This is a genomic window from Mesorhizobium sp. M7A.F.Ca.US.010.02.1.1 (assembly GCF_004023085.1).
Classification (GTDB): domain Bacteria; phylum Pseudomonadota; class Alphaproteobacteria; order Rhizobiales; family Rhizobiaceae; genus Mesorhizobium.
In genome coordinates this window covers 105,122-126,289 of sequence record NZ_RZRV01000006.1, presented here as the reverse complement: position 1 = coordinate 126,289, position 21,168 = coordinate 105,122, and the positions used below count along the sequence as shown (strand labels likewise).

24 protein-coding genes are annotated in these 21,168 nt (G+C 62.1%); 11 read left to right on the top strand and 13 right to left on the bottom strand.

Annotated elements, in window-relative coordinates; translation table 11 throughout:
* The first annotated feature begins 5 nt into the window (after positions 1 to 5).
* Both EOA19_RS08835 and EOA19_RS08830 read left to right on the top strand, forming a co-directional pair.
* On the top strand, positions 6 to 206 hold the full coding sequence (locus tag EOA19_RS08835; RefSeq protein WP_023810432.1) for a type II toxin-antitoxin system HicA family toxin: 201 nt from the start codon (positions 6 to 8) through the stop codon (positions 204 to 206).
* Between the two features lie 4 nt (positions 207 to 210).
* Positions 211 to 417, top strand: coding sequence for a type II toxin-antitoxin system HicB family antitoxin (locus tag EOA19_RS08830; protein WP_127293307.1), 207 nt, complete (start codon positions 211 to 213; stop codon positions 415 to 417).
* Positions 418 to 464: 47 nt separating this feature from the next.
* Here the strand turns inward: EOA19_RS08830 and EOA19_RS08825 are convergent, their stop codons facing one another.
* The 7 genes from EOA19_RS08825 to EOA19_RS08795 form a co-directional block, all read right to left on the bottom strand.
* Entirely contained in the window at positions 465 to 764 is a 300-nt protein-coding gene (locus EOA19_RS08825) for a hypothetical protein (RefSeq protein WP_245486111.1), read from the bottom strand.
* Complete coding sequence (fghA, locus tag EOA19_RS08820; RefSeq protein WP_128303338.1) at positions 748 to 1,578, bottom strand: S-formylglutathione hydrolase; 831 nt, start codon at positions 1,576 to 1,578, stop codon at positions 748 to 750. The genes EOA19_RS08825 and fghA overlap by 17 nt, the downstream gene beginning before the upstream one ends.
* A gap of 99 nt (positions 1,579 to 1,677) precedes the next feature.
* On the bottom strand, positions 1,678 to 2,487 hold the full coding sequence (locus EOA19_RS08815; protein ID WP_128303337.1) for a formylmethanofuran dehydrogenase subunit C: 810 nt from the start codon (positions 2,485 to 2,487) through the stop codon (positions 1,678 to 1,680).
* The gene (fhcD, locus tag EOA19_RS08810) at positions 2,484 to 3,392 is read right to left on the bottom strand and encodes a formylmethanofuran--tetrahydromethanopterin N-formyltransferase (protein ID WP_128303336.1); all 909 of its coding nucleotides are present in this window, start codon (positions 3,390 to 3,392) and stop codon (positions 2,484 to 2,486) included. The genes EOA19_RS08815 and fhcD overlap by 4 nt, the downstream gene beginning before the upstream one ends.
* Positions 3,380 to 5,011 carry a formylmethanofuran dehydrogenase subunit A gene (locus EOA19_RS08805; protein WP_128303335.1) on the bottom strand — a complete coding sequence of 544 codons (1,632 nt, stop codon included), beginning with the start codon at positions 5,009 to 5,011 and terminating at the stop codon, positions 3,380 to 3,382. The genes fhcD and EOA19_RS08805 overlap by 13 nt, the downstream gene beginning before the upstream one ends.
* Positions 5,005 to 6,093, bottom strand: coding sequence for a tungsten formylmethanofuran dehydrogenase (locus EOA19_RS08800; RefSeq protein ID WP_128303334.1), 1,089 nt, complete (start codon positions 6,091 to 6,093; stop codon positions 5,005 to 5,007). The genes EOA19_RS08805 and EOA19_RS08800 overlap by 7 nt, the downstream gene beginning before the upstream one ends.
* Positions 6,094 to 6,210: 117 nt before the next feature.
* Positions 6,211 to 6,591, bottom strand: coding sequence for a 4a-hydroxytetrahydrobiopterin dehydratase (locus tag EOA19_RS08795; protein ID WP_013532029.1), 381 nt, complete (start codon positions 6,589 to 6,591; stop codon positions 6,211 to 6,213).
* A 155-nt stretch (positions 6,592 to 6,746) separates the two neighbouring features.
* Between EOA19_RS08795 and EOA19_RS08790 the strand changes: the two genes are divergently transcribed.
* The 7 genes from EOA19_RS08790 to fae all read left to right on the top strand — a co-directional run bounded on the left by EOA19_RS08790 (position 6,747) and on the right by fae (position 13,313).
* Positions 6,747 to 7,718 (top strand): beta-ribofuranosylaminobenzene 5'-phosphate synthase family protein, encoded by a 972-nt coding sequence (locus EOA19_RS08790; protein WP_128303333.1) that lies wholly within the window; start codon positions 6,747 to 6,749, stop codon positions 7,716 to 7,718.
* A 29-nt stretch (positions 7,719 to 7,747) separates the two neighbouring features.
* The gene (locus tag EOA19_RS08785; protein ID WP_023810423.1) at positions 7,748 to 8,641 is read left to right on the top strand and encodes an NAD(P)-dependent methylenetetrahydromethanopterin dehydrogenase; all 894 of its coding nucleotides are present in this window, start codon (positions 7,748 to 7,750) and stop codon (positions 8,639 to 8,641) included.
* 13 nt (positions 8,642 to 8,654) lie between these two features.
* On the top strand, positions 8,655 to 9,749 hold the full coding sequence (locus tag EOA19_RS08780; protein ID WP_128303332.1) for an ATP-grasp domain-containing protein: 1,095 nt from the start codon (positions 8,655 to 8,657) through the stop codon (positions 9,747 to 9,749).
* Positions 9,746 to 10,702, top strand: a complete 957-nt coding sequence (mch, locus tag EOA19_RS08775) for a methenyltetrahydromethanopterin cyclohydrolase (protein WP_128303331.1) — start codon at positions 9,746 to 9,748, stop codon at positions 10,700 to 10,702. The genes EOA19_RS08780 and mch overlap by 4 nt, the downstream gene beginning before the upstream one ends.
* Positions 10,703 to 10,837: 135 nt before the next feature.
* Entirely contained in the window at positions 10,838 to 11,785 is a 948-nt protein-coding gene (locus EOA19_RS08770; RefSeq protein ID WP_128303330.1) for a RimK family alpha-L-glutamate ligase, read from the top strand.
* A gap of 11 nt (positions 11,786 to 11,796) precedes the next feature.
* Positions 11,797 to 12,657, top strand: coding sequence for a triphosphoribosyl-dephospho-CoA synthase (locus EOA19_RS08765; RefSeq protein ID WP_128303329.1), 861 nt, complete (start codon positions 11,797 to 11,799; stop codon positions 12,655 to 12,657).
* 149 nt (positions 12,658 to 12,806) lie between these two features.
* The gene (gene fae / locus EOA19_RS08760) at positions 12,807 to 13,313 is read left to right on the top strand and encodes a formaldehyde-activating enzyme (RefSeq protein WP_013532036.1); all 507 of its coding nucleotides are present in this window, start codon (positions 12,807 to 12,809) and stop codon (positions 13,311 to 13,313) included.
* A 137-nt stretch (positions 13,314 to 13,450) separates the two neighbouring features.
* Here fae and EOA19_RS08755 read toward each other — a convergent pair whose 3' ends face one another.
* Positions 13,451 to 14,161 carry a HisA/HisF-related TIM barrel protein gene (locus EOA19_RS08755; protein ID WP_128303328.1) on the bottom strand — a complete coding sequence of 237 codons (711 nt, stop codon included), beginning with the start codon at positions 14,159 to 14,161 and terminating at the stop codon, positions 13,451 to 13,453.
* A gap of 33 nt (positions 14,162 to 14,194) precedes the next feature.
* On the opposite strand from EOA19_RS08755, the gene EOA19_RS08750 reads away from it, so the two are divergent.
* On the top strand, positions 14,195 to 15,232 hold the full coding sequence (locus EOA19_RS08750; protein ID WP_128303327.1) for a hydantoinase/oxoprolinase family protein: 1,038 nt from the start codon (positions 14,195 to 14,197) through the stop codon (positions 15,230 to 15,232).
* A 19-nt stretch (positions 15,233 to 15,251) separates the two neighbouring features.
* On the opposite strand, the gene EOA19_RS08745 is transcribed toward EOA19_RS08750, so the two are convergent.
* The 5 genes from EOA19_RS08745 to EOA19_RS08725 are packed head-to-tail and all read right to left on the bottom strand — an operon-like array spanning position 15,252 to position 19,895.
* Positions 15,252 to 15,842 (bottom strand): DUF447 domain-containing protein, encoded by a 591-nt coding sequence (locus EOA19_RS08745; RefSeq protein WP_128303326.1) that lies wholly within the window; start codon positions 15,840 to 15,842, stop codon positions 15,252 to 15,254.
* Between the two features lie 3 nt (positions 15,843 to 15,845).
* A complete protein-coding gene (locus tag EOA19_RS08740) occupies positions 15,846 to 17,240 on the bottom strand; it encodes a DUF6513 domain-containing protein (protein WP_128303325.1) in 1,395 nt (464 codons plus the stop codon).
* Positions 17,233 to 17,784: a flavoprotein gene (locus EOA19_RS08735; RefSeq protein WP_023810415.1), complete on the bottom strand. Its 552-nt coding sequence runs from the start codon at positions 17,782 to 17,784 to the stop codon at positions 17,233 to 17,235. Before EOA19_RS08735 ends, EOA19_RS08740 begins: the two co-directional genes overlap by 8 nt.
* Before the next feature lie 3 nt (positions 17,785 to 17,787).
* The gene (locus EOA19_RS35830; RefSeq protein ID WP_128303324.1) at positions 17,788 to 19,617 is read right to left on the bottom strand and encodes a (5-formylfuran-3-yl)methyl phosphate synthase; all 1,830 of its coding nucleotides are present in this window, start codon (positions 19,615 to 19,617) and stop codon (positions 17,788 to 17,790) included.
* Entirely contained in the window at positions 19,614 to 19,895 is a 282-nt protein-coding gene (locus EOA19_RS08725; protein WP_128303323.1) for a DUF2380 domain-containing protein, read from the bottom strand. The genes EOA19_RS35830 and EOA19_RS08725 overlap by 4 nt, the downstream gene beginning before the upstream one ends.
* A gap of 38 nt (positions 19,896 to 19,933) precedes the next feature.
* On the opposite strand from EOA19_RS08725, the gene EOA19_RS08720 reads away from it, so the two are divergent.
* Entirely contained in the window at positions 19,934 to 21,163 is a 1,230-nt protein-coding gene (locus EOA19_RS08720; RefSeq protein WP_128303322.1) for an ABC transporter substrate-binding protein, read from the top strand.
* Positions 21,164 to 21,168 lie beyond the last annotated feature (5 nt).

Sequence of the window (21,168 nt, the reverse complement as noted above, 5' to 3'; positions counted from 1 at the left end):
GTTTAGTGCCACCTCGGCTTACAGTTCGCGAGATCATTCGCCTGCTGGAGGCCGACGGCTGGTATCTGGTTGCAACCAAGGGCAGCCATCGCCAATATAAGCATGAAGTCAAAGCCGGCCGCGTCACCGTGGCTGGCAAGCCGTCTGAAGAGGTTGCACAGGGAACACTGAACAGCATCCTCAAGCAGTCAGGTTTGAAGGAGTGATGACATGCGTTACGCGGTGGTGATTGAAAAAGCAGGAAGTAATTTCTCTGCCTATGTGCCGGACCTACCCGGCTGCATCGCGACAGGTGCCACTGTGCCTGAAGTGGAAACCGAGATCCGCGATGCAATACGCTTTCACATCGAAGGTTTGCGAGCCGATGGGCTGGATGTGCCCAAGGGTGTCAGCCTCGCGGAATACGTAGAGGCGTAGAAGGCAATTCACTCAATCGGATCAGGCTCTGATCCCGCCTCCTATCTCTAAGGCAACACCTCCAGCGTCTGCTCGTCCTGCCTTATCCGCACGAACAGCACCTTGCGCCCCTCACCCGTGGGCACCTCGAAATACTGGATGCCGTCAGGCATTTCGCCGCAGGGCGGCTCGGGGATCTCATTGAGGTCGGCTACTGCTTTCAGTTCTTTCGCGTGGGCGGCGTCGGGGCTGAATGTGTAGCAATTGACGGCGGCAGGCGCGGCGCCCTCGGTGTAAGGCGTCGGATTCGATAACTTGTTTGCATCTGGCCATGCCTTCGGCCTGCCCAGATCAAAGCCTCTCAGCATGCCATCTCAGATGGTCGTCCATGAAGCTGGAGATGAAAAGATACGAGTGATCATATCCATCCTGCATCCGCAATTTTAGCGGAATACCCGCTTTGGCGCAGGCCGCCTCAAGCAGCCAGGGCCTCAGCCCGTCGTCAAGAAATCCATCCGACGTTCCCTGATCCACCAGAAATTCGGGGAAACGGTATCCGTCGTCGATGAGCGACGTCGCGTCACAGGTTCGCCACAAGGCCTCATCCTTGCCCAGATACTTCTCAAAGGCCGGTCTCGACCAGCCGGCGGTGCTTGGCTGGGCGATCGGGGCGAACGCCGAGCAGCTCTTGAAACGCTGCGGATTCTTCAAGGCAATCGTCAGCGCGCCATGCCCGCCCATCGAATGGCCGGAGATAGCCTGGCGCGCCATATCGGCTGGAAATTCAGCCGCGATGAGAGCTGGCAACTCCTCGGTGACATAGGAATACATACGATAGTTCTTCGCATAAGGTTCTTGCGTCGCATCGAGATAGAAGCCGGCGCCGGAGCCGAACTGCCAGTTGTCTTTTTCATCCGGAATGTCGGCCCCGCGCGGGCTGGTGTCGGGACAAACGACGATCAGGCCAAGCTCGGCGGCCATGCGCCTGTACTCGCCCTTGTCCATTACATTGGCGTGGGTGCACGTCAGGCCTGAGAGATACCACACAACGGGACAAGGCGCCTCCCGCGCCTGCGGAGGTATGAAAACGGCAAAAATCATGTCGCAACGGCAACTCGTCGACAAATGGGAATAGACGCCCTGCACGCCGCCATGGGCTTTCGTTTGAGAGATGATTTTCATGTGTTCTCCACGTTGCGGGTCGGATGACGGTCGCCCCCTACTGCCAACCAGCGGCAGCACTTGCGTCCTGCCATCCTATGGTTCTTGTGTCGACGGATCTCAGCGCGAAAAAAGAACCTCGCCCATTCCGAGCACTGCGTTATCCCCGCCATATTTGCGCGGTGCGCTCCCCAGAAGCGGCCGTTTCAAAATGCCCTCGGCGATCAGATGACGATCGATGATGGCGGCGAAAACGCTCTCGGGCGCGCCGCATTCGACGAAGCTCGGCGACATGCGTGCCGGCGCGCGATCGAGAAGGATCGAACCGCGACGCATCAAATAGCCGGGCATCTCGCCGGTGCCACCGGCCACCACCAGCGTGCCGGCGATCATGCGGCTGCCGGCAAGGTCGCCGGAGCCTTTCAGCACCGCGATCAGGCCGCGCCGCATGCGGTCCGCCGCGAAGGCGCCCGCCTTGCCCCTGACGATCAACACACCGCCGTTCATGCCGGCCAGTTCCCCCACGAGCGGCGCACCGAGGTGGTCGCCGGCATTGCCTGTTATCTCAAGCCTGCCGCCGCGCATGCCGGAGCCGGCGTATGGACCCGCATTGCCTTCGATCGTCAGCTTGCCACCGCGCATGGCGCGCCCGGCCTGGGCGCCGGCATTGCCAACGAGGCGAACCGACCCACCCCGCATGCCTTGCGCCACAAGGTCAAGGCGCGTGCTTCCGCCCTCGAACACGATGTTTGTCGGATCGCTGCCGGCGACGCGAAAAATGTCGCCCACCTTCGATCCCTGCTTCGACATGCCGATCTGGATTGTTTCGACGTCGCGCGTTTCGATCCCGGCCAGCCGCTCCGGCGTCAGCGGCGACAGGTCAAGGCGCTCCGGCGGCTCGGCAACCAGGGTGAAGGTCAGCCCCTTCATGGCAGCATATTCTTCAGCGAGTAGATGAATTTTCCGAGCTTGCCGCCGTAATTGCCGGCGCTGATGCGAACCGCGCCTCTTTTCGGTCCGAGCTCTATGACAGCCTTGATGCCGGCCTTCATCGCGGCGGCAACTGCATCATTGGTTTCACCATCGATGACGATTTCCAGGACGGCGTTGATGTCGGGACCGAGTTCACTCGCGACGACGCCGCGCAGCGTCGGCGCGTAGGCTTCGTTGGCCGAGGCGATCATGCCTTTGTATTTGCCACCTATCTTGGAACCCGAACGGGCAATGCCGCCCGGAAACGGCACGATGGCGCCAGGCACCATGCCGATCGCAGCGACCGCGGCCCCGGCAGCGGCCAAAGCGTTGGCGCTGCTTTGCGCCATGACAAAGAAATTGCCGCCACCGACAGCTTCCTTCGTCAGTCCGGTCGTTGCTTCGCACAGGAACTCGCCATCCATGACGGGAATACGCCAAAAATGCCTGTCGCCGATCTTCTTGGAGATTTGCCAGCCGTCGCCGAAATAACGCAGCGCCGAACCGAGCTTGAGCTCGGCGCTGCCCTGCAGCCCGGCAAAGCAGGCGGAACCCGGCGAGGTCAAAACGCACTGGCCGACACGATTGAGCAGTTGTTTCTGCAATTCGTCCGTTCCCATCGCGAAAATCATGACGCGGCAGCCCGGCCGGCCATCCGGTGTGGCCGACGGCGGCAGGTCGAGATCGATTGCCGCTTCGCAGCCGCAACCGATCACCGAGGTGGCGAAGCCGGTCATCGTGATCGCCGCCTGGCGAGCCCATTTCCGGCTCGGCGCGGTGATGACGATGGCGGTTGCGCGCATGCCGAAGGCTTCCGCGAAGGTATCGTCGATCGTCATCCCATTGACGCTCATGTTCGGCATGGCACCTCGCCGAATGGCTGTTCGCGCGCAATCGCGGAATCCGGAAAATTGAACCAGTCCAGCGACAGGCCGTAGCGCTGCTGGTGATAGTCCTCGAGCCGTCGCACCATTGCCTTGTCGACAGGGGGCTTGAGCCTCAATGCCTTGCCCCAGCGGTAATGGATGATTTCCCCGTCTTGCACGACGAGATCGCCATCCTTGAAAACATACGCCGCCCGTCCGAGCATTTTCGCGATACTGCGGTCCCTGCGATAGATAGCGATGTCTGCTGTTGCGCCGGCGCCGAGATGGCCTCGATCCGTCAAGCCGAGCAGCTTGGCTGGCGCCGCGCGCGTCATGATGGCGATTTCCTCAAACGTGTATTCGCGGTCGATTGCGGCCAGGGTAGAGAGCGCCAGGGCGGATGATGACAGTCCAGCGGTCATTTCGGTGCGCGCTTCCCGGCTCATCAGCAGTTCGAACAGCGCCGGATAAGCGGTAAAAGGTGCACCGTTGGGGTGATCGGTGGTGAAGAACACGCGCCAGGGATCGTCGATCAGGAGAAAAAGCTCGAGCCCGATCGCCCACTGCATCGTGCCGTAGAAGTCCTTGCCATAGCTGTAGGGCACGATGCCGCCGCCATTGCCGTCACCATCATGAATGACGGTCTTTTTCGGGTGCGCGCTGCCACGCGCCGAAAACTGCCGCATGACGTCGGAGGACACCGTGACCGTCTGGCCGAACATGACCTGGCCGATATCGATGGTGACTTCCGGCGTCGCGTTGACCAGTTCGGCAAGCCGTGCGGCGGCGGAAGAAAACCCGCGTTTTCCTTCCGTGCCATAGCCATAGAACTGGAGGTGGGCGAGATGCAGCGGCAGCCCATCCGCCGCTGCAATCGTCGCAGCCGCCGTATCCGCCGATCCGGGGCTGCCCAGATTGTTGCAATGGACATGCAGGGGATGCGGCAGGCCAAGACTGTCGACGGCGGCCTGCAGCGTCTTGACGATCTTGCGCGAACTGACGCCATAGGAAGGCACGACATCGTCCAGCGAGAAGGTGCGGACGTTCTCCTTGAAGGCGGCCGCCGCACCGGCGTTGATCACCTTGACCCCAAGCGCTCGCGTCGAAGCGACCGTCCAGGCGACATAGTCCTCGATCATCGTTCGGGGGGCGTCGTCGCGGATCATCGACAACAGGAAATCGTCATTGCCGAGAATGGCGAGGGTTGCTTTGTCGATGATCGGGATGTCAGCCAGTTCGAGATGCGTGTGAAGCGCCGCTCCCGGCGACATCGCCGGCTCGACCACCGTCGTAAAGCCCATCTTTGCGTAGAGGCAGCCGGTCTGGAACGTCGACCAGCCGGCATTGGAGAGCGGCGTCATTGCTGGCCGCGGCTGATGGGCGGCGTGCTGTTCGGGCAAGAGCAGCCGCGCGGTGTTCACATTGCCGCCGCCGATGTGGGAGTGGATGTCGATGGCGCCAGCCATCACGATGCAGCCGCTGGCTTCGATGATCCGGTCGGCCGCCCCTCCCGCCGGCGCCGGAACGATCTTGTCGTCCTTGATCCAGAGGTCGCCTTTGCCGAGACGGCCGTTGACGGGATCGATGATGTCGCCGCCGGCGATTTTCGTCAGCATGGCAGTGCCTCGGCGAAAGCATGGGTAGCGATCAGGCGGATGATCGTCGCGGCGGAGGGCAATTGCGAGGCCGCTTGCGCATCGATCGACCTGAGCGAGCCCGTGCGGCTGGAGTAGACAACCGCATCGTGATCGACCCCAGCCTCGCCGATGGCGATGGTGACCGCGGCGCCGGCAACCGGCTCTTGCGTTTTCGTCAACGCAATCAGCGCGATGCGGCGCTTTTTTTCCTTCGGTTGAGCCGTTGTGGCGGAGATCCGCAGGTGCAGGTCGGCTTCGCCGGCAGCGATCATGCGCGCCACATCGCAGCGCCAGGGATCGAATTCCGGGAAGCCGCGCGCAAAGCCGGTGCGCAGTGGAAAACCTGTCATCCAGGCCGAGGCGAGCGTGCTTCCCCAGCCGTTTTCGTTCGCCGGCAGATGAAGGCCGGATGCGCGCGATTTGCGATTGAGATCGGCGATCAGTCCTTGCAGCATCTCCAATGCCAAGCCTTCGGCGGCGTGGCCTGAAAACAGGAACACGGGGAAATGCGCGGCCGCCAGAGCTTTGGCGAAATCATTGAAATTCGACACCGGTTGCGATGTACGCTGCCCTTTGTACTGTGCCCGCAGTGCCGCTAGCGTGGCGGCGAGGCTGGCTTGGCCACAGGAAAGTTGCGTTGCCTTGCGCCCGCCGTTCAGCGGCGGCACGGACATCCCGTTTGGACCTACCACGAAGAACGCGCGCTGGTTCCCGGTCGAGAGGTCGGGAACCGTCCCGTCGAGTTCGCCAACAAGACCATGATGGATCCGCGGGATCTCGCCCACGATCACCACGACATCGGCACGCCGGCGCGTCTCTCCGGGGGCGACGGTCATTGCCCCCTTGTCGGTAAAAAGCGCGGTCTCCCGGGCAAGTGCCGCGCCATCGGCATGGTCGTATGCCGCGCCAGCCCGCTCGGCCAGCGCGATCGCCGCCCTGGTGCCGTCTATATCCGTATCAAAGCTGAAAACCGGGCACCGACTTGACGACAATAGCGACGCGGCATGCGCAGCCGCGCGCTCAATCAGCGCTTCCCGGTTGCCGATCCAAGCAACCGCCATTCGCTAAACTACTTTCTGGTGCCGGCCCGATCCTAGACGAAACTGGATTGGCCGTGAACCCCACCTTGCAGCGGATCAGCGAATGTTTTCATACGCGTCAACAAATTCCGACCCTGCCTAGTCATATTTGACGTAAGCGAAGCGTTGATCGGTCAGCGGAGTGCCTTCCAGTGCCCCGCCTTCCTTGGCCGGCTGCCACTGGACAACATCCTCGATCTTTTTCGCCAACTCGAAATCCTTGTCGGTAATGCCTTTCGCCGCGTGGTTCGTCAGGCGCACCTCGACCCAGGCATAGGAGGCGGTGATATCGGGATGGTGCCACGCCGCCTCGGCGAGATGGCCAACCGTGTTGATGACCATGAGCGTCGATTTCCAGCTGTGGGTCTTGTACTTGCGCCGGATCCAGCCGTTTTCATAACGCCATTTCGGCAGCTCCTTCTCAAGCCGATCGGCGATCTCGGCTTCCGAATAGACCTTTTCCTTGACTGTCTCGTTCATCTCGACCTCCGCGAATTGCTCGGTCTGTCTACGCGCCGGAGCCGGCAAACACGTGATGCATTCTCTTTGGCTTGCCCCATCGACGAAAACAGTTATCATGGTACCGGGCACCTAAACTTCCATGATGCATCCATGATGCACCCATCGGGGGGCAGATGTCGAATTCTGTTACCATACGAGTGCCCGCTCGCCTGCACCTTGGCTTCCTTGATCTCAATGGCGATGCCGGACGGCGGTTCGGCAGCGTCGGGCTTCCATTGAGCGAACCCGAAACCGTCGTCACCCTGTCGCGGTCCGGCGAGACCATCGTCGAAGACTCCGAGAGCACCCGCGCCAGCGAGCATCTGTCGACGCTCTGCAAGCATCTCGGCATTCGCGGCCAGCACCATCTGGTGGTCGAGCAGTCGATCCCCAGTCATGCGGGTCTGGGGTCCGGCACGCAGATCGCCCTTGCCGTCGCCTCGGCATTGCGCACTCTCCATAATTTGCCTCTGGATATCGTCGGCGACGCCAGCCTGCTCGAGCGGGGCGGCCGATCCGGCATCGGCATCGCAAGTTTCGAAGACGGCGGCGTCATAGTCGACGCCGGCAAGAACGACCGCGGCGGAACGCCTCCGGTCGTCGCGCGGCTGCCGTTTCCGGAAGAGTGGCGCGTCATCCTCATCCTCGACCATTCCGGGCATGGACTGCATGGCGCTGCCGAGGTCGCGGCGTTTCGTTCGCTGCCGCCATTCCCAACGGCAGGCAGCGGGGAGATCTGCCGGAGGGTGCTGATGGGCATTATGCCGGCTCTGGTCGAGCGGGACCTTCCGGCATTCGGCGCCGCCGTCACCGCGATACAGATGCTGATCGGCAGCCATTTCGCCCCGGCGCAGGGCGGCGTGTTCACCTCGAAGGGGGTCGAGATGGCGGCCCACCGTCTCAATGAAGCAGGCGCCGTCGGCATCGGCCAGAGTTCCTGGGGGCCGACAGGCTTTGCCTTCGCGCCATCGCATGACGCCGCACTCAAGTTCGTCGACGCGGTTCGGAAGACGAAAGTTGGAGACGGCCTTGAGATCAAGATCGTCAAGGGCAGGAACTCCGGCGCGAAGATCAGCTCAACCAGGCTGAATCTCGTCGGCAGCTGACGCTCCCGTTTCAGGCAGAAAGGCAAGAAATGGCCCGCAAACACATCCTGCACATGCTGACACCGTTGAAGCAGATGAGCCCCTTCGACGTGAATATGGCGCTCGACGCAGGTTTCGACGCCGTCGTCCCCTATGTCGATGTAAGCCTCGCCGAAGTGACAGGCCTGGTCCAGGACGCGATCTTTTCGCGCCCGCCGGATGCGGGTGTCGACACCGGCATCTTCATCGCCGGGAAGGATGCCTCGTTGGCGCTCGACATGTTCGACGCCGCGAAGAAGGCGATGGTGCCGCCTTTCCAGGTTTCGGTATTTGCCGATCCGGCCGGCTCGTTCACCACGGCCGCGGCGATGGTGGCCAAGGTCGAAAAGGCGCTGGAGAAGAAATTCCAGCGTGGGCTCAGGGATACGAGGGTGGCTGTTTTCGGCGCCACCGGCGTCGTCGGCTTCTGCACCGCCGTCATCGCGGCAGAGGAAGGTGCACGGGTCACACTTGTCGGCCATGACGGCATCGAAAGGGTCAAGCAGATCGCGGCCGAGATCGAAAGCAGATTCAACATCATCGTCGATGCCGCTGACGGATCGAGCGACGCCCGCAAGACAAAGCTGGTCGAGGCAAACGAAATTATCCTGGCTTGCGCTAAAGCCGGCGTCCAAGTGGTCTCCAAAGCCCAATTGAAAGGCAATGACCTGCTTATTGCGGCCGACGTCAATGCTGTTCCCCCGGCCGGCATCGAAGGATTGGCCGTCAATGCTAATGGTGATCCACTCGAAACGGCAAAAGCTGTCGGCATTGGTCCGCTTGCCATCGGCAATGTCAAATATAAGGTCGAATTCGGTCTCTTCAAAAGAATGATCGAATCCGAAAAGACGATCACGCTCGATTTTCAGGAAGCGTTTTCCCTTGCACGCGAGATTGCCAAGTAACGCCGGATCTCTTTTGATCGCGGCAATTTCAGGCCGGGCGCTGGCCGCCGCCGCGCGTCGCGCCGGCTATCGTCCGCTGGTCGCCGATTTCTTTTGCGATACGGACACCGTCGCGCTCGCAGAACGCGCGACGATATTGCCAGGCGACCTGCAGGGGGGCGTCGATGGCGAGCGCATCATCGACACGCTTCGGCGATTGGCTGGCGACGACCTCCCGGTCGCCATTATCCTGGGCTCTGGGTTTGAGCGGATGCCTGAGACCGTGGACAAGATCGCGCGACACTTTCCGCTCGCAGGCAATGGCGGCGGCGCGATCCGCAGGATCAAGGATCCGCAGTTGCTGGCTGATGATTGCGCCGAACTTGGCATCCCGCATCCGCAATTGCGATGGGACCAGCCGCCTGATCCGGAGAACTGGGTGGCCAAGACCGCGGGCGGCGCCGGTGGCGGGCACGTCAGACGAGCAACCGGAGAAAGCCCGACCGCCGGCCGCTACTTCCAGCGCTTCGTTGCCGGTCGCAGCATCTCGGCCCTGTTCGTCGGCAACGGGCAAACCGCGCACGTCGTGGGCTTCAGCCAACAATGGACGTCCCCCTCCCCGACAGCGCCCTATCGCTACGGCGGCGCCGTGCGGTTGAGACGCTTCGATCGCAGACAGGCGGCGCTCATCGGCGGTTGGCTCTCAAGTCTGACGCGGCGCGCCGGCCTGGTTGGATTGTGCAGCGCCGATCTCATCCGCGGGCCGGATGGCTACAAGTTCATCGAGATCAATCCGAGGCCAGGCGCCACCCTCGACATTTTCGACGATGTCGAAGCGCCATTGATCGAAGCGCATCTGCGCGCCGCGACGGGTCAGGTCTTCCGCTTGCCGCGCTTCGTCGATTCGATGGCGTCGATGGTGACTTACGCCGCGACGCCAATCACTCACTTTCCGTCGATCGCCTGGCCTGAATGGACAGCGGACCAGCAGTCGGCTGGCACCCGTCTGATTGCCGGCGACCCTGTCTGCACGGTCTTCGCGCGCGGTCCGAGCGTCCAATCGACCAAGCGGCTCATCAAGGGACAAGTCAGTCAATTGCAACTCCAATGGGAAGGAGACCGGACATGAAAGACGGTTCGGCATTCCTGAACGACAATGCACAGCGCATCGTTGACGGCATGATCGACGACGCCGAACGCCTGCGTATCGTCGTCTCCACGGGGCCATTGGGCGAGCGCCTGATCGATGCCGGCGCCAAGACCGTCGGCAGCGTCGAAGCCGGGCTGCGCATGGCTGAGGCTGCGATGGGCGGTCTCGGCAGCGTTTCGGTGTTCATGGATCGTGCGTCACAGCAATGGCCGTTCACCGTCGAAGCGCGATCTTCGCAGCCGGTGCTAGCCTGCCTGGGCAGCCAATATGCGGGCTGGAATCTATCTGGCCAGGACTATTTCGCCATGGGATCTGGGCCGGCGCGGGCGCTCGCCCGGGTCGAACCGCTGTTCGAAACACTTTCCTATCGCGACATCGCATCGTCCGCGGTGCTTATCCTGGAGACGGCCGAACCGCCTCCCCGCGCGATCGTTGAGAAAGTGGGCAAGGCAACTGGATTGGCGACGGAAAAGCTCACCTTCCTCTATGCGCCGACACAAAGCCTTGCCGGCGGCGTGCAGATCGTTGCGCGCGCGCTCGAGGTTGCCCTGCACAAGATCAACGATCTCAAATTCCCGCTGGAGAACGTTGTCGATGGCATCGGAACGGCTCCGATCCCCGCCCCCCATCCGGATTTCCTGACCGCCATGGGCCGAACCAACGATGCCATCATCTATGGCGGCAGCGTCCAGCTCTTCGTGAAAGGATCGGCGAAAGAAGCTGGCAAACTCGCGGAAAAACTCCCAAGCAGCGCCTCACGGGACTATGGCCAACCCTTCGCCGAGATCTTTGCGCGGTTCAAGGGCGATTTCTATGCCATCGACCCGCTGCTGTTCAGCCCGGCCGAAGTGATCGTGACAGCGATCGAAACCGGCGATACGTTTCGCGCCGGTCGGCGTGATCTGAAGATGCTCGAACGGAGTCTCGGCTAAGAGGATGGCGGTGCAAAGGGATTCGTCCGTCATTCGCCTGCCCGACGACTGCATTTCGTGCAGCCCCATCGCGGACGCGGCCATTGGGGCGTGGAATCGCTCGCGCCGCCGACATTCCCGTACCCGAGAGGCCACATGATCCCTCGCATCCTGATCGTCAGCGACAAAGTGGACACCGGCTCCAACGGCCTGGCGGCAGGGCTTGGTCGGCGAGGCGCCGCCGTTGCAGCCGTGCCGCTGGCGGCGATCGCATTCGACACCAGCAGCCCGAGCGGGCTTTCGATCCCTGGCTTCGGCGGCACGCTGCCCGACGCCGTGCTCGTCCGTTCGATCGCCGCCGGATCGTTCGAAGCGATTACCCGGCGCCTCGGCGTGCTGCACGCGTTAAGCAGACTGTCGGTTCCCGTGTGGAATTCCGCGCAGGCGATCGAGCGCTGCGTCGACAAGTCGATGACGACATTCCTCCTGAAAAATGCCGGCCTGCCTACGCCACGCACCTTTGCCGTAGAAGGACTTGCCGTCGCCGAGGAGATCGCGGCGCAAGAGCTTCCGCGGGGACCGCTGGTGCTGAAACCATTGTTCGGCGCGCAAGGCCGCGGGATAAAGCTGATCCGCACGCTCTCGGACCTGCCGGCCGCAGAAGAGGTGAACAGCGTCTACTACCTTCAGCAATATGTGTCGCGTGCCGGTCCGCCTTTCCGGGATTTTCGCGTCTTTGTCTGCGCCGGCGAGACCGTGGCGATGATGAGCCGCATCAGCGACGACTGGATCACGAACGTCAACAGGGGCGGCGTGCCGGAACAGGTTTCCGAACATGGCAAGGCGGAACTGGCCTCGCTGGCTGTCGCCGCGTCAGCCGCGGTCGGCGCGGATTTTGCCGGCGTGGACATCGTGCGGGCTGACGACGGCAATCTGTTCATACTCGAAGTGAACAGCATGCCCGCCTGGTCGGGATTGCAATCGGTGGTCGCCGTGAACATCGCCGAAGCAATCGCCGATGCCTTGCTGAAACTCCTGGCCGACCGCGCCGAAGCGGCCGCCGCGCCGCGGCCCTACCGTTTCGCCGCGCCTGCGAATTCGTGAGGGCCCGTAGGATGGCGCTATCGCGTGAACGCCTCCGGGCCAGCTACAAGGATGCCTGCAGGATGGAGATCGAAGCCCTCAAACCGGGCAACGTCCATCTGTTCGCCGACGGACACGGCATGTCGGCCGCTCAATTCATGATGAGTGCGGAGGTTTCTTCCGGGCCGCTGACCGATCCTCGTCTGCCGGTCGGACAGCGCATGCTGGAGGCGGTGCGCGCGACCCGACTGGCGGTCGCAACCAATACCAATCTCGGAATCATCCTTCTGACAGGGCCACTGATATGCGCCGCCGAAATGAGCGGTGACAGACTGCAGGACAATCTCGACTCGCTGCTTCGGGCTTTGAGCGTGCAGGATACCAAGGCGGTGTTCGAGGCGATCGTCACGGCCGCGCCAGGCGGCCTCGGAGAAGCCGCCAACGATGTGCGGCAGGAGCCGAAGATCCATTTGCTGGACGCGATGCGGGAGGCCACCGACCGGGACATGATCGCCCGCCAGTACGGCAGCTGTTTCGGCGACGTGTTCGGGGTCGGGCTCGCGGCGCTGGATGGAGCGTTGGCACGTGGAGAAACCGGCATGTGGCCGACGGTATTCGTCTACATGGCGTTTCTCGCCGGCTTCCCCGACAGCCATGTGATGCGCAAGCATGGCGTTGACGTCGCAAATCAGGCGCGGCAGGAAGCCGTTGCCGTCCAGGCGGCGCTCCATGCCGAGGGCGACGAGCCGTCGCGCATTCGCCTGCTCATGGAGTTCGACCGTCGGCTGAAGGCCGACAACATCAATCCCGGCACCTCGGCCGACCTCACCGTGGCTACTCTTTTAGTCCACACCCTCGCCCTCACCTTGCATAATCGCGGCGTTGGTGCTTGACTTCGAAAAGCGGAAGCTGTGCTTCCGCGGCTATCTAGCCAACCGGTCCGGGCAAATCCGGACGCTGCCAACAAGGATAGCTGTCCATCGAGCGCCTGCTCGGTTGCAGCGTCCGTGGACACCATAATTGTGTCTTGGAGGAAATTGGCATGGCAAAAATCTCAAAGGTTATGGTCGGTGAATCGCTGGTGGGAGACGGCAACGAAGTCGCGCATGTCGACCTGCTCATCGGCCCGCGGGGGAGCGCGGTCGAAACGGCATTCTGCAACGCGCTTACCAACAACAAGGACGGCTTTACTTCGCTTTTGGCGGTGATCGCGCCCAATCTTCAATGCAAGCCCAACACCGTGATGTTCAACAAGGTCACGATCAAGGGCGCCAAGCAGGCGGTCCAGATGTTCGGCCCGGCGCAGCACGCCGTGGCAAAGGCCGTGCAGGACAGCGTCGCGGACGGGACCATTCCGGCCAACGAAGCGGACGACGTGTTCATCTGCGTCGGGGTATTCATCCATTGGGACGCGGCGGACGACGCCAAGATCCAGAAATACAATTACGAGGCGACAAAGGAAGCTATCCAGCGCGCCGTTGCAGGAACGCCGACCGCCGCCGAAGCAACGGCCCAGCGCGACAAGGTCAAGCATCCGTTCGCAGCCTAGACAAGAGACAGCCCCGCACAGGAAAAACCCTCTTCTGAGACGGATGGTCTGTTGCGCCGGCTGAAAAAGGTTCTGGGCTTTTGAAACGTCAACTCCCGAAGGGCGCTCGCCCTTCGGGAGTTGACGAGCGACGATTGTCAGGCGCCGAGTGACGCGAGGCGGCCGGGGGTGAGCGTAGCGTTGTGCAATGAGGTTGCGACCAGCGCCGCGGCGACACCCATCGCGGACAAGGCGCTGATGTCGGTCTCATCTCGGACGCCGCCGGCCGCGATGACGGCGCGATTTCCGGCCTTGGCCTTGACCTCCTGCAACCGCCCGAAGTCGGGACCGGCGGCCGCACCGACCTTGGCCAGCGTCATGACAATCACCTTTTGCGGCCAAAGCTCGGGCTCATCGAGAAGAGAACGCGGTCCGCAAAAACTATCGCCCACGAAATCAAGGGACAGGATGAGATCGGGATGATCGCGAAAACGCCGCAGCAACATGTCGTCCCGCTGCGATTCAGAGCCCAAAACAGGAGACAGCGAGCGTTCGGCAAGCGCCGCCAAAAGTGTCTTTTCGTCGGCCACACCGGCATCGACCCAAAGTTCCGGCGGCTCCGCCATCGTCCTCAGCCGGGCGAGTGCGTCGCTGTTTGGCACACCGCCTTCGATAGCGTCCAGATCCGCGATGTAGAAGGTCGAAAAAGGATAAAGCCCACGCAGTCCTTCAGCGACCGCGACGACATCAGGGCTTCGGCTGAGCGGCGTAACGATCGGCCTGTAGCGATCGCGTTTTCCCTGCTGGGCGCGAACCACCACGCCGTCTTTCAGGTCGAGAACCGGAATGATACGCAACGCTTTTTTCACCGACCAATTGCCCCCGTCATGAAAGCTTGAAGCGTGGAAAAAAGAAAGGGCATCATTGCCGGTTTCGACATTGGCGGCGCACATCTGAAGGTGACCCGCGCACAAGACGGTCGCATCGTCGAGGCGGTAACGATCGCAACGCCGCTCTGGCAAGGGCTGCACAAGCTGGCTTCAGCCCTCGACGAAACGGCTCCGATCTACGCGGGTGCGGATCTCAACGCATTCACCATGACAGGCGAACTGTCGGACATCTTTCCGTCCCGCGATGTCGGCGTAGGGGCTCTGCTGGGTCAGATTTCCACCCATTTCCCCACAGACAAAAAGCTGGTCTATGCTGGGCCATCCGGTTTCGTCGGGATTGAGCGGGCAGCGCAGCTAGCCGCCGATGTGGCTTCCGCCAATTGGCACGCGACAGCCTTGTTGGTGGCAAAACTCGCCGGCGATGCCCTGTTCGTCGACATGGGCTCCACCACCACCGATATCATTGCCATCAAGAACGGCGTCGTGGCCAATGACGGCTACACCGACGCCGGACGGCTTCTAACCGGCGAATTGGTCTATACCGGCTTTACCAGGACATTCCTGTTCGGCGTAGCCTCGTCGGCTCCCGTCCATGGCAGGCTAACGCCGCTGATGAACGAGTATTTCGCCTCGATCGCCGACGCTCACCGCATCCTGGGCGTGCTCGACGAGGACGACGACAGGCACCCTCCCGCCGACGGCAAGGAAAAGACCGTGGATGGTTCGATCGCGCGGCTGGCGCGCATGGTCGGGCGCGACGCCACTGACCTGACCTCGCCGGAATGGGGTGAAATCGCGCGCTGGTTCAGCGAGCAGCAACTGCGCAAAATGCATGATGCAGCGTCGCTGGTTGCCGGGACCTTGCCTCGGGATGTCCCGATCGTCGGGGCCGGAATCGGTCGCTGGCAGATCAGGCGACTGGCCGAACGCATGGAACGCAGCTATGTCGATTTCGCCGACATCATCCCCGCGGATGACACCGTTCGCGGCCAAGCGAGCAGCGCGGCACCCGCTTCCGCGGTAGCGCTTTTGGCGGGATATCCGTCGTAAGCAGGATGCGGCGCTCGGCCTAAGCCCGCGCGTCCTTGCTCCCGGAACCTTTGGCGGTCAAATGATCGCTGACACGCTGCATCAGCCAGCCCCAGGCTTCCTTTTCACCGTCGCCTGCTGTCTTTTCGATGGCGATCGAAAGGTAGGCGATTTCCGCCTCGATCTTATCGCGCGGCAGCATGCCGAGCCGGCTGACCAGGATGGCCAACTCAAGCACCGCCGCCTTGGCTCGGTTGAGGCCGGTGAACGGCGCAAGTACTTCCTCCCGCACCACGCGGCAGAGATGGCGGGGGCGCACGCCATTGTCATCGACCGCCTGGACTTCGAGGCCCGAATACGCCAGCGCCGACTCGAGCCTCGGCACGGGAAACCCGTCAACCGGAACGATTGGCCAATGCTTGCGGCCTGTCAGGCAGCCGGCAAAGACACGCACGTCGTCGGTATAATTGGCGATGGCGAACGGCACTTCGGCGAGATTGTCGAGCGTGACCGACGGCCGGAACGGCGCAATCACCCAGCCGTCATTCTCGGCAATGATGCCGATCGGCGCGATGTGGACGTTGCCTGCCTTGTTGACCGTCGTGATGATCGATTCGCGAATGTAGGGCATGGTCTAGCGCTCTTTCCTTGCGCGGAGCGTTTTACCCGGCTCGGCAAGACGGGTACGGTCGGTTTCGGGAGCCGGCGCGGCAACGCCCCATGCGAGCGGCTCGTCCTGCACATAACGCTTGCCGAGGCGCCAGGCGATCTCGGCTTTCATCAGTTCCGCGCCGAGGTAAAAAGCGTGTGCGCCATCGGCGTTGACGTCCAGCCCGGCAAAAAGTTCGAACGCATCCGTGGCAACTGCATGCCCTTTGCTATTGAAAACATGGATGCCGTCCTCCGCTACCGCGATCCGGAAGTTGGCATCGCGCACCTGGGCCGCCAATGCCTCGATATCGTCGGTTGAGGCTGTGAAAGGCTTGCGATCGTGGACCTGCAACAGGCCTGGGTGATAGCCGCGCGGCAAGGCGCCGTCCGTGCAAGCAGCCAACATGACGCGGCGGGCGATATCGTGCTCCTCGATCGTCCGCACCGTGTGTGGGCTGACATGCACCGCCAGCACGTTTCGGATCCGGAGTTCCGAGCAGAGTCCCGCTAGAACGGCCGTAACACCAGAACTGTCCGCGTCGGTCAATTCGGTGAGATTGCCGGTGCCCATCAGCAATTCGACGTCCGGCCAGCGGCGCCGCGCCTCGATGAAGCGCCCGAGTGAAACGGCGAAGCCGAAATGGATCGGGTCGAGCACGGGATCGGCAATGAAGGCAACGCCGGCCTTTTGCGCGGCTTCGATGGCCCGGCCGAGCGAATCCAGATCGCCAGGCGTGGACGGTATCAACACTGCCGTAGCCCTATGGTCGAAGATCAACGGCAGCGTGTTCTCATCGAGGCTGAGAAGATAGTCCGCGCCAGCGCGTGCCCCGATCGTCAGTTCGTCCACGCTGGCCGAATCGACGCTGACCATGAATCCCCGTGCCTTGAGCGCTCGCACAGCCTCCGCCAGCAACGGAAACGGCGTCTCCGGCAGGCAGCCCAGATCGATGACATCGGCGCCGGCCGCAGCTAGCATCGAGGCCCTCGCCATCAGTGCCTCGACCGACAGCATCGGCGCATCGACGATCTCGGCGAAGATGCGCATATCGTGACGCGTCAGATCCGGCGGTTTGCCCGCCCGGCCAAGGAAGGCCGGAAGGTCGGCGATCTCGTCGGGGCCGCGCACAAAAGGCACGCCGAAATGCTCCGACAGGTGCTCGATGTTTCCCCGATAGCGTCCGGGCAGGATGACGCGGTCGACGTCTCCTGTCAGAGTGAGCCGACGCTTCACAATGTCCTCGCTCATCAGCGCGGCGACCTTGACGCCGACGTCGACGATTTCCCACGCGAATTCGGTTTTGCCCAGCCCGGCCAGCAGCCGTTCCAGCCGCGCCTTGGCCAGATGGCCGGTAAGAAAAACCAGCCGCTCAGCCATCGCTTGCGAGTTCGGCCTGTCGCCGTGTGAGCGAGGCTTCGAGATCAGCGAGCGACTCGACCACCTGGGTCCGCTCGAAACTCTTCAACTGCTCGGTATTTTCCAGATCGATCCTGCGCGGATAGACCTTGACCAGCCCGTGCGGTGCCTGGGTTTCGAGTTCCGGTGCGGTGTCGCAAGCAAAGACGATGGCTGGCACACGGCACTTTCCCGCTTGGGCAAAGACATTGGTGGCGAGCGTGTCGGAAATGCCATGCACGCATTTGGCGACCGTGTTGGACGTGGCCGGCGCCACCACGACCGTGTGATAGACGCCGTGGTAGAATTCGCCGACAGGGATCGCACTCGCGGTCTTGTCGTGCAGCACGCGCGTCGTCTCCGGGAAATCAAGTTTAAGCTTGTACATGCGCAGCACTTCGTTGGCGGCCTTCGACACGAAGACATCGCAATGTTCGAGTTGGCGAACAAGTGCGAAGCTCTCCGTAAAGAAATGCCCGGAACCCGTCAAAACCCATGCCCAGCGCGGCACATGCAGCTTCACCATCGGCTATCCCGCCTTCTTTGCCGACGACCCTGTTGAAGCCACGATCCTGATGCCGGGCAGCTTGCCCAACGCGAGCATCGCGCCGGCCTCGGCAGCATCCTTAGGACCGGCGAGATGGAAATCGACGCCGTCGGGCAGCATGGCGGCAAAGCCTGGGTCGACAATGCCTCGGGTCCGAAGGCTGTCAGCGGTATCGCTGTCGAAGAATGCACCGGTCTGCTTGATAAGCAACAGCGCGTTTGCGCCAAGCTTGCCGGCAAGCCAGGCGGCCAGAGAATCGGAGGTAATGTCCCAGGAGGCCGGAACATCCAGCGCCGGCAGTGCCAGTGACGACGGCAGCCACACCGGAACCTTCCCCGCCTCCAACGCTCGCCCAATCTCGTCCAGCGACCGTGCCGGCGTCAGCCTTTCGTCCCGGTCGAGGATGACATGGCCGAACTGTTCCATGGCCAGGATGGCCATGGCATGTGCGGCGGTGTCGGAAAAATCCATGCGTGTCTGCGTCTCGCGCACATGATCGGCAAAGAGCCCGCCGCCGGGCACGATGACGATCGGCAGCCTGGAACCCGCCAGCGCTGCGATCCAGCTCTTCATCTCCGCCGCGTGGGCCGTGCTGCCGCCAAGCTTGACGATGGCCCGTCGGAGCATTTCGGGGCGTTCCTGGCGCGGCCGGAAGACAACGCTTCGGTCTTTTCGGCCAGCAGTGCCGGAGGCAGCGCCGCGTCCCGCCGATTGGCGCTTGCGTTCGATCTCGACGCCGACACCGCCAGGACCGAGCTCGAGCTTTTCCACCCTTACCGTAACGCGCACGACCCGCTGGTTCTCCAGGACGTGCGCTGCCACCTGCTCGGCCAAAGCCTCGCTGAGCTGGATATGGCCTCGCGCGACGATGGTGCGAATGCCGTCCATGATGATGTCATAAGAGAATACATGGCGCATGTCCTCGGGATGGTCGGTGATTTGCAGCACGTCGGCGGTCACATCAAAGCGCACTTTTTGAGTATGGCCATGCTCGAAGCTGTAGGCACCGATCTGGACCGGCAGAACAAAATCCCGCACAAAAATCCTGTCCGTGCCCAGTGTCGGGTCGGTGTCCGGCGAATAGCCTCTCGCCGCCAACAGGCGATAGTCGATACTCGATTGACCGCCGGTCCCGGATTCCGCCGGGATCAACTCTCGAATCTGCGAGACCGCCTCGGCGCTGATCGAACTCGTGCGACCGGAATGGCCACACAGCGCCCCCCGAAAGCCGAGAAAATCGGGAGCGAAAGGCAAGAGGCGCGGAACATCCGGAGCTTCCAGCGATCCACTCAGGCCGACCATCAGACCGAGCGATTTCGTGCGATCGACGAATCCCGGAATATGCTCCGGCGGCAGATGATCGAGCAGCCGGCCCTTCCCCTTTTGCGCGGTATCGACCATCACGCCATGGAAGCGATGCCTGGCGAACATCGGCAGAAGCTCGAACTCCGGCGCCAGATCGGCAAACAGCACGGCAATCAGCTTCGTTCGTGCGGCGAGCGGTTCGAGCGCTTCCGCGCAGGCAGAGATATTTGCCGAAGGGAAAAATCCGATCTTCACATAGTCGACGCCGGTCGCCGCGATCTCTTCGGCCTTGATGCGGATCGTTTCAGGTTCCATCGGCAGGTCGCCGCAGACGGCGCTGACCGGAGCCCGACCAGCGATGAACGAAATCGTTCGGCGCATGGTTTCCGTGGACACCGCGCCCAGGGCTCCCGCCTTCGGGTCCTTCAGGTCGACGATATCGACACCTCCAGAAAGAGCGATCTCCGCCTCTTCGATGCCGGTGACGCTTGCCAGCATTCTGGTCATTTGAACAGTTTCTCCAGCTTGGAGGACAAGACGTTTTTATAAAGGCAGTCGACGTCGCTGCGCCACGTCTCCTCGGTGTTGCCACGCAAATCGACGCTGGCGGCAGCTGCCGGCCGCGACGGGACGGCGGCATGAGCGTAGCCGTTGATTTGGAGGATAAAGTCAGAGACCTTCCGCACCGTTCCGGCAGACGCGAAAAGTTTCCCGATGGGGTTTGATAAATTTTGCGGGTCCGCTAAGCTGATCATGGGCACCTTGACTTGGCGCGGGTCCGGCAACAGTCGAACCTTTGCGCAAGAATGGGTAATTACTATCGATGACGAGCGCGGTGCCAGGCACTCTCGCTGCCTTTTTGTGCTTTTTTTCCCTGACCGTCAACGTTTCCGACGCGACAGGCCAGGAAACGGTGGCGAAGCCGGAAAAAAAGACAACTGAAATCAAAATAGGCTATTTGCGGGCCTACGCACCGCGATTGACGCTTTCCATGCTCGACCTGCCGCCACGTGACGAAGGTGTCGCCGGCGCCGAGGTGGCGATCGGCGACAACAATACGACGGGAAAGTTCACCAACCAGAAATTCAGCCTCGACGTGACCGAGATCAAACCCGAAGGCGACGCGGTTCGGGCGTTCGAGGACATGATCGCCAAAGGCGACCGCTATGTGGTCGCCGATCTTTCAGCCAAACAATTGCTGTCGATCGCCGACATCGCCCGCGAAAAAGGCGTGCTGATCTTCAACGTCGGCGCGACCGACGACAGCCTTCGCGAGGAGGACTGCCGCATCAACGTTTTCCATATCGCGCCGACGCGCAGCATGCTGGCCGATGCGCTGGCGCAGTATCTCATGGTAAAGAAGTGGCCGAATTGGGTGCTGCTCTATGGATCGCATAAGCAGGATCATCTCTACGCCGATGCGTTGCGCCGCGCGGCAACCCGCTTCGGCGGCCAGATCGTCGCCGAGAAGGAATTCAAGGATACCGGCACAGCCAGGCGCACCGACACCGGCGCCACGCAGATACAGCAGCAGATTTCCGTGTTCACGCAAGATCTCCCGGAGCATGACGTGGTGCTTGTCGCCGACGAAAGCGAGGTTTTCGGGACCTACGTGCCCTATCGCACCTGGACGCCGCGGCTGGTCGCCGGCACGGCCGGTCTGGTTGCATCGTCGTGGCATCCCGCCAGCGAACAATGGGGCGGCATCCAGATGCAGAGCCGCTTCCTGAAGACGACGAGCCGGCGGATGCTCTCCAAGGACATGTCGGCCTGGACGGCGGTGCGTGCCGTCGGCGAGGCCACCACGCGCACCAAGGGCGACGATGCGAAAAAGATCAGCGACTACATGCGCTCTGACGATTTTTCGGTTGCTGCTTTCAAGGGGCAGAAGCTGACCTTCCGCAAATGGAACCTCCAGCTTCGCCAGCCGATCCTGCTTGGCGACACCAAGTCCGTCGTCTCGACATCGCCACAAGAGGGCTATCTTCACCAGGTCTCCGAACTCGACACGCTCGGTGTCGATCAGCCGGAAACGAAATGCGCTCTCAAGTAGAGTCA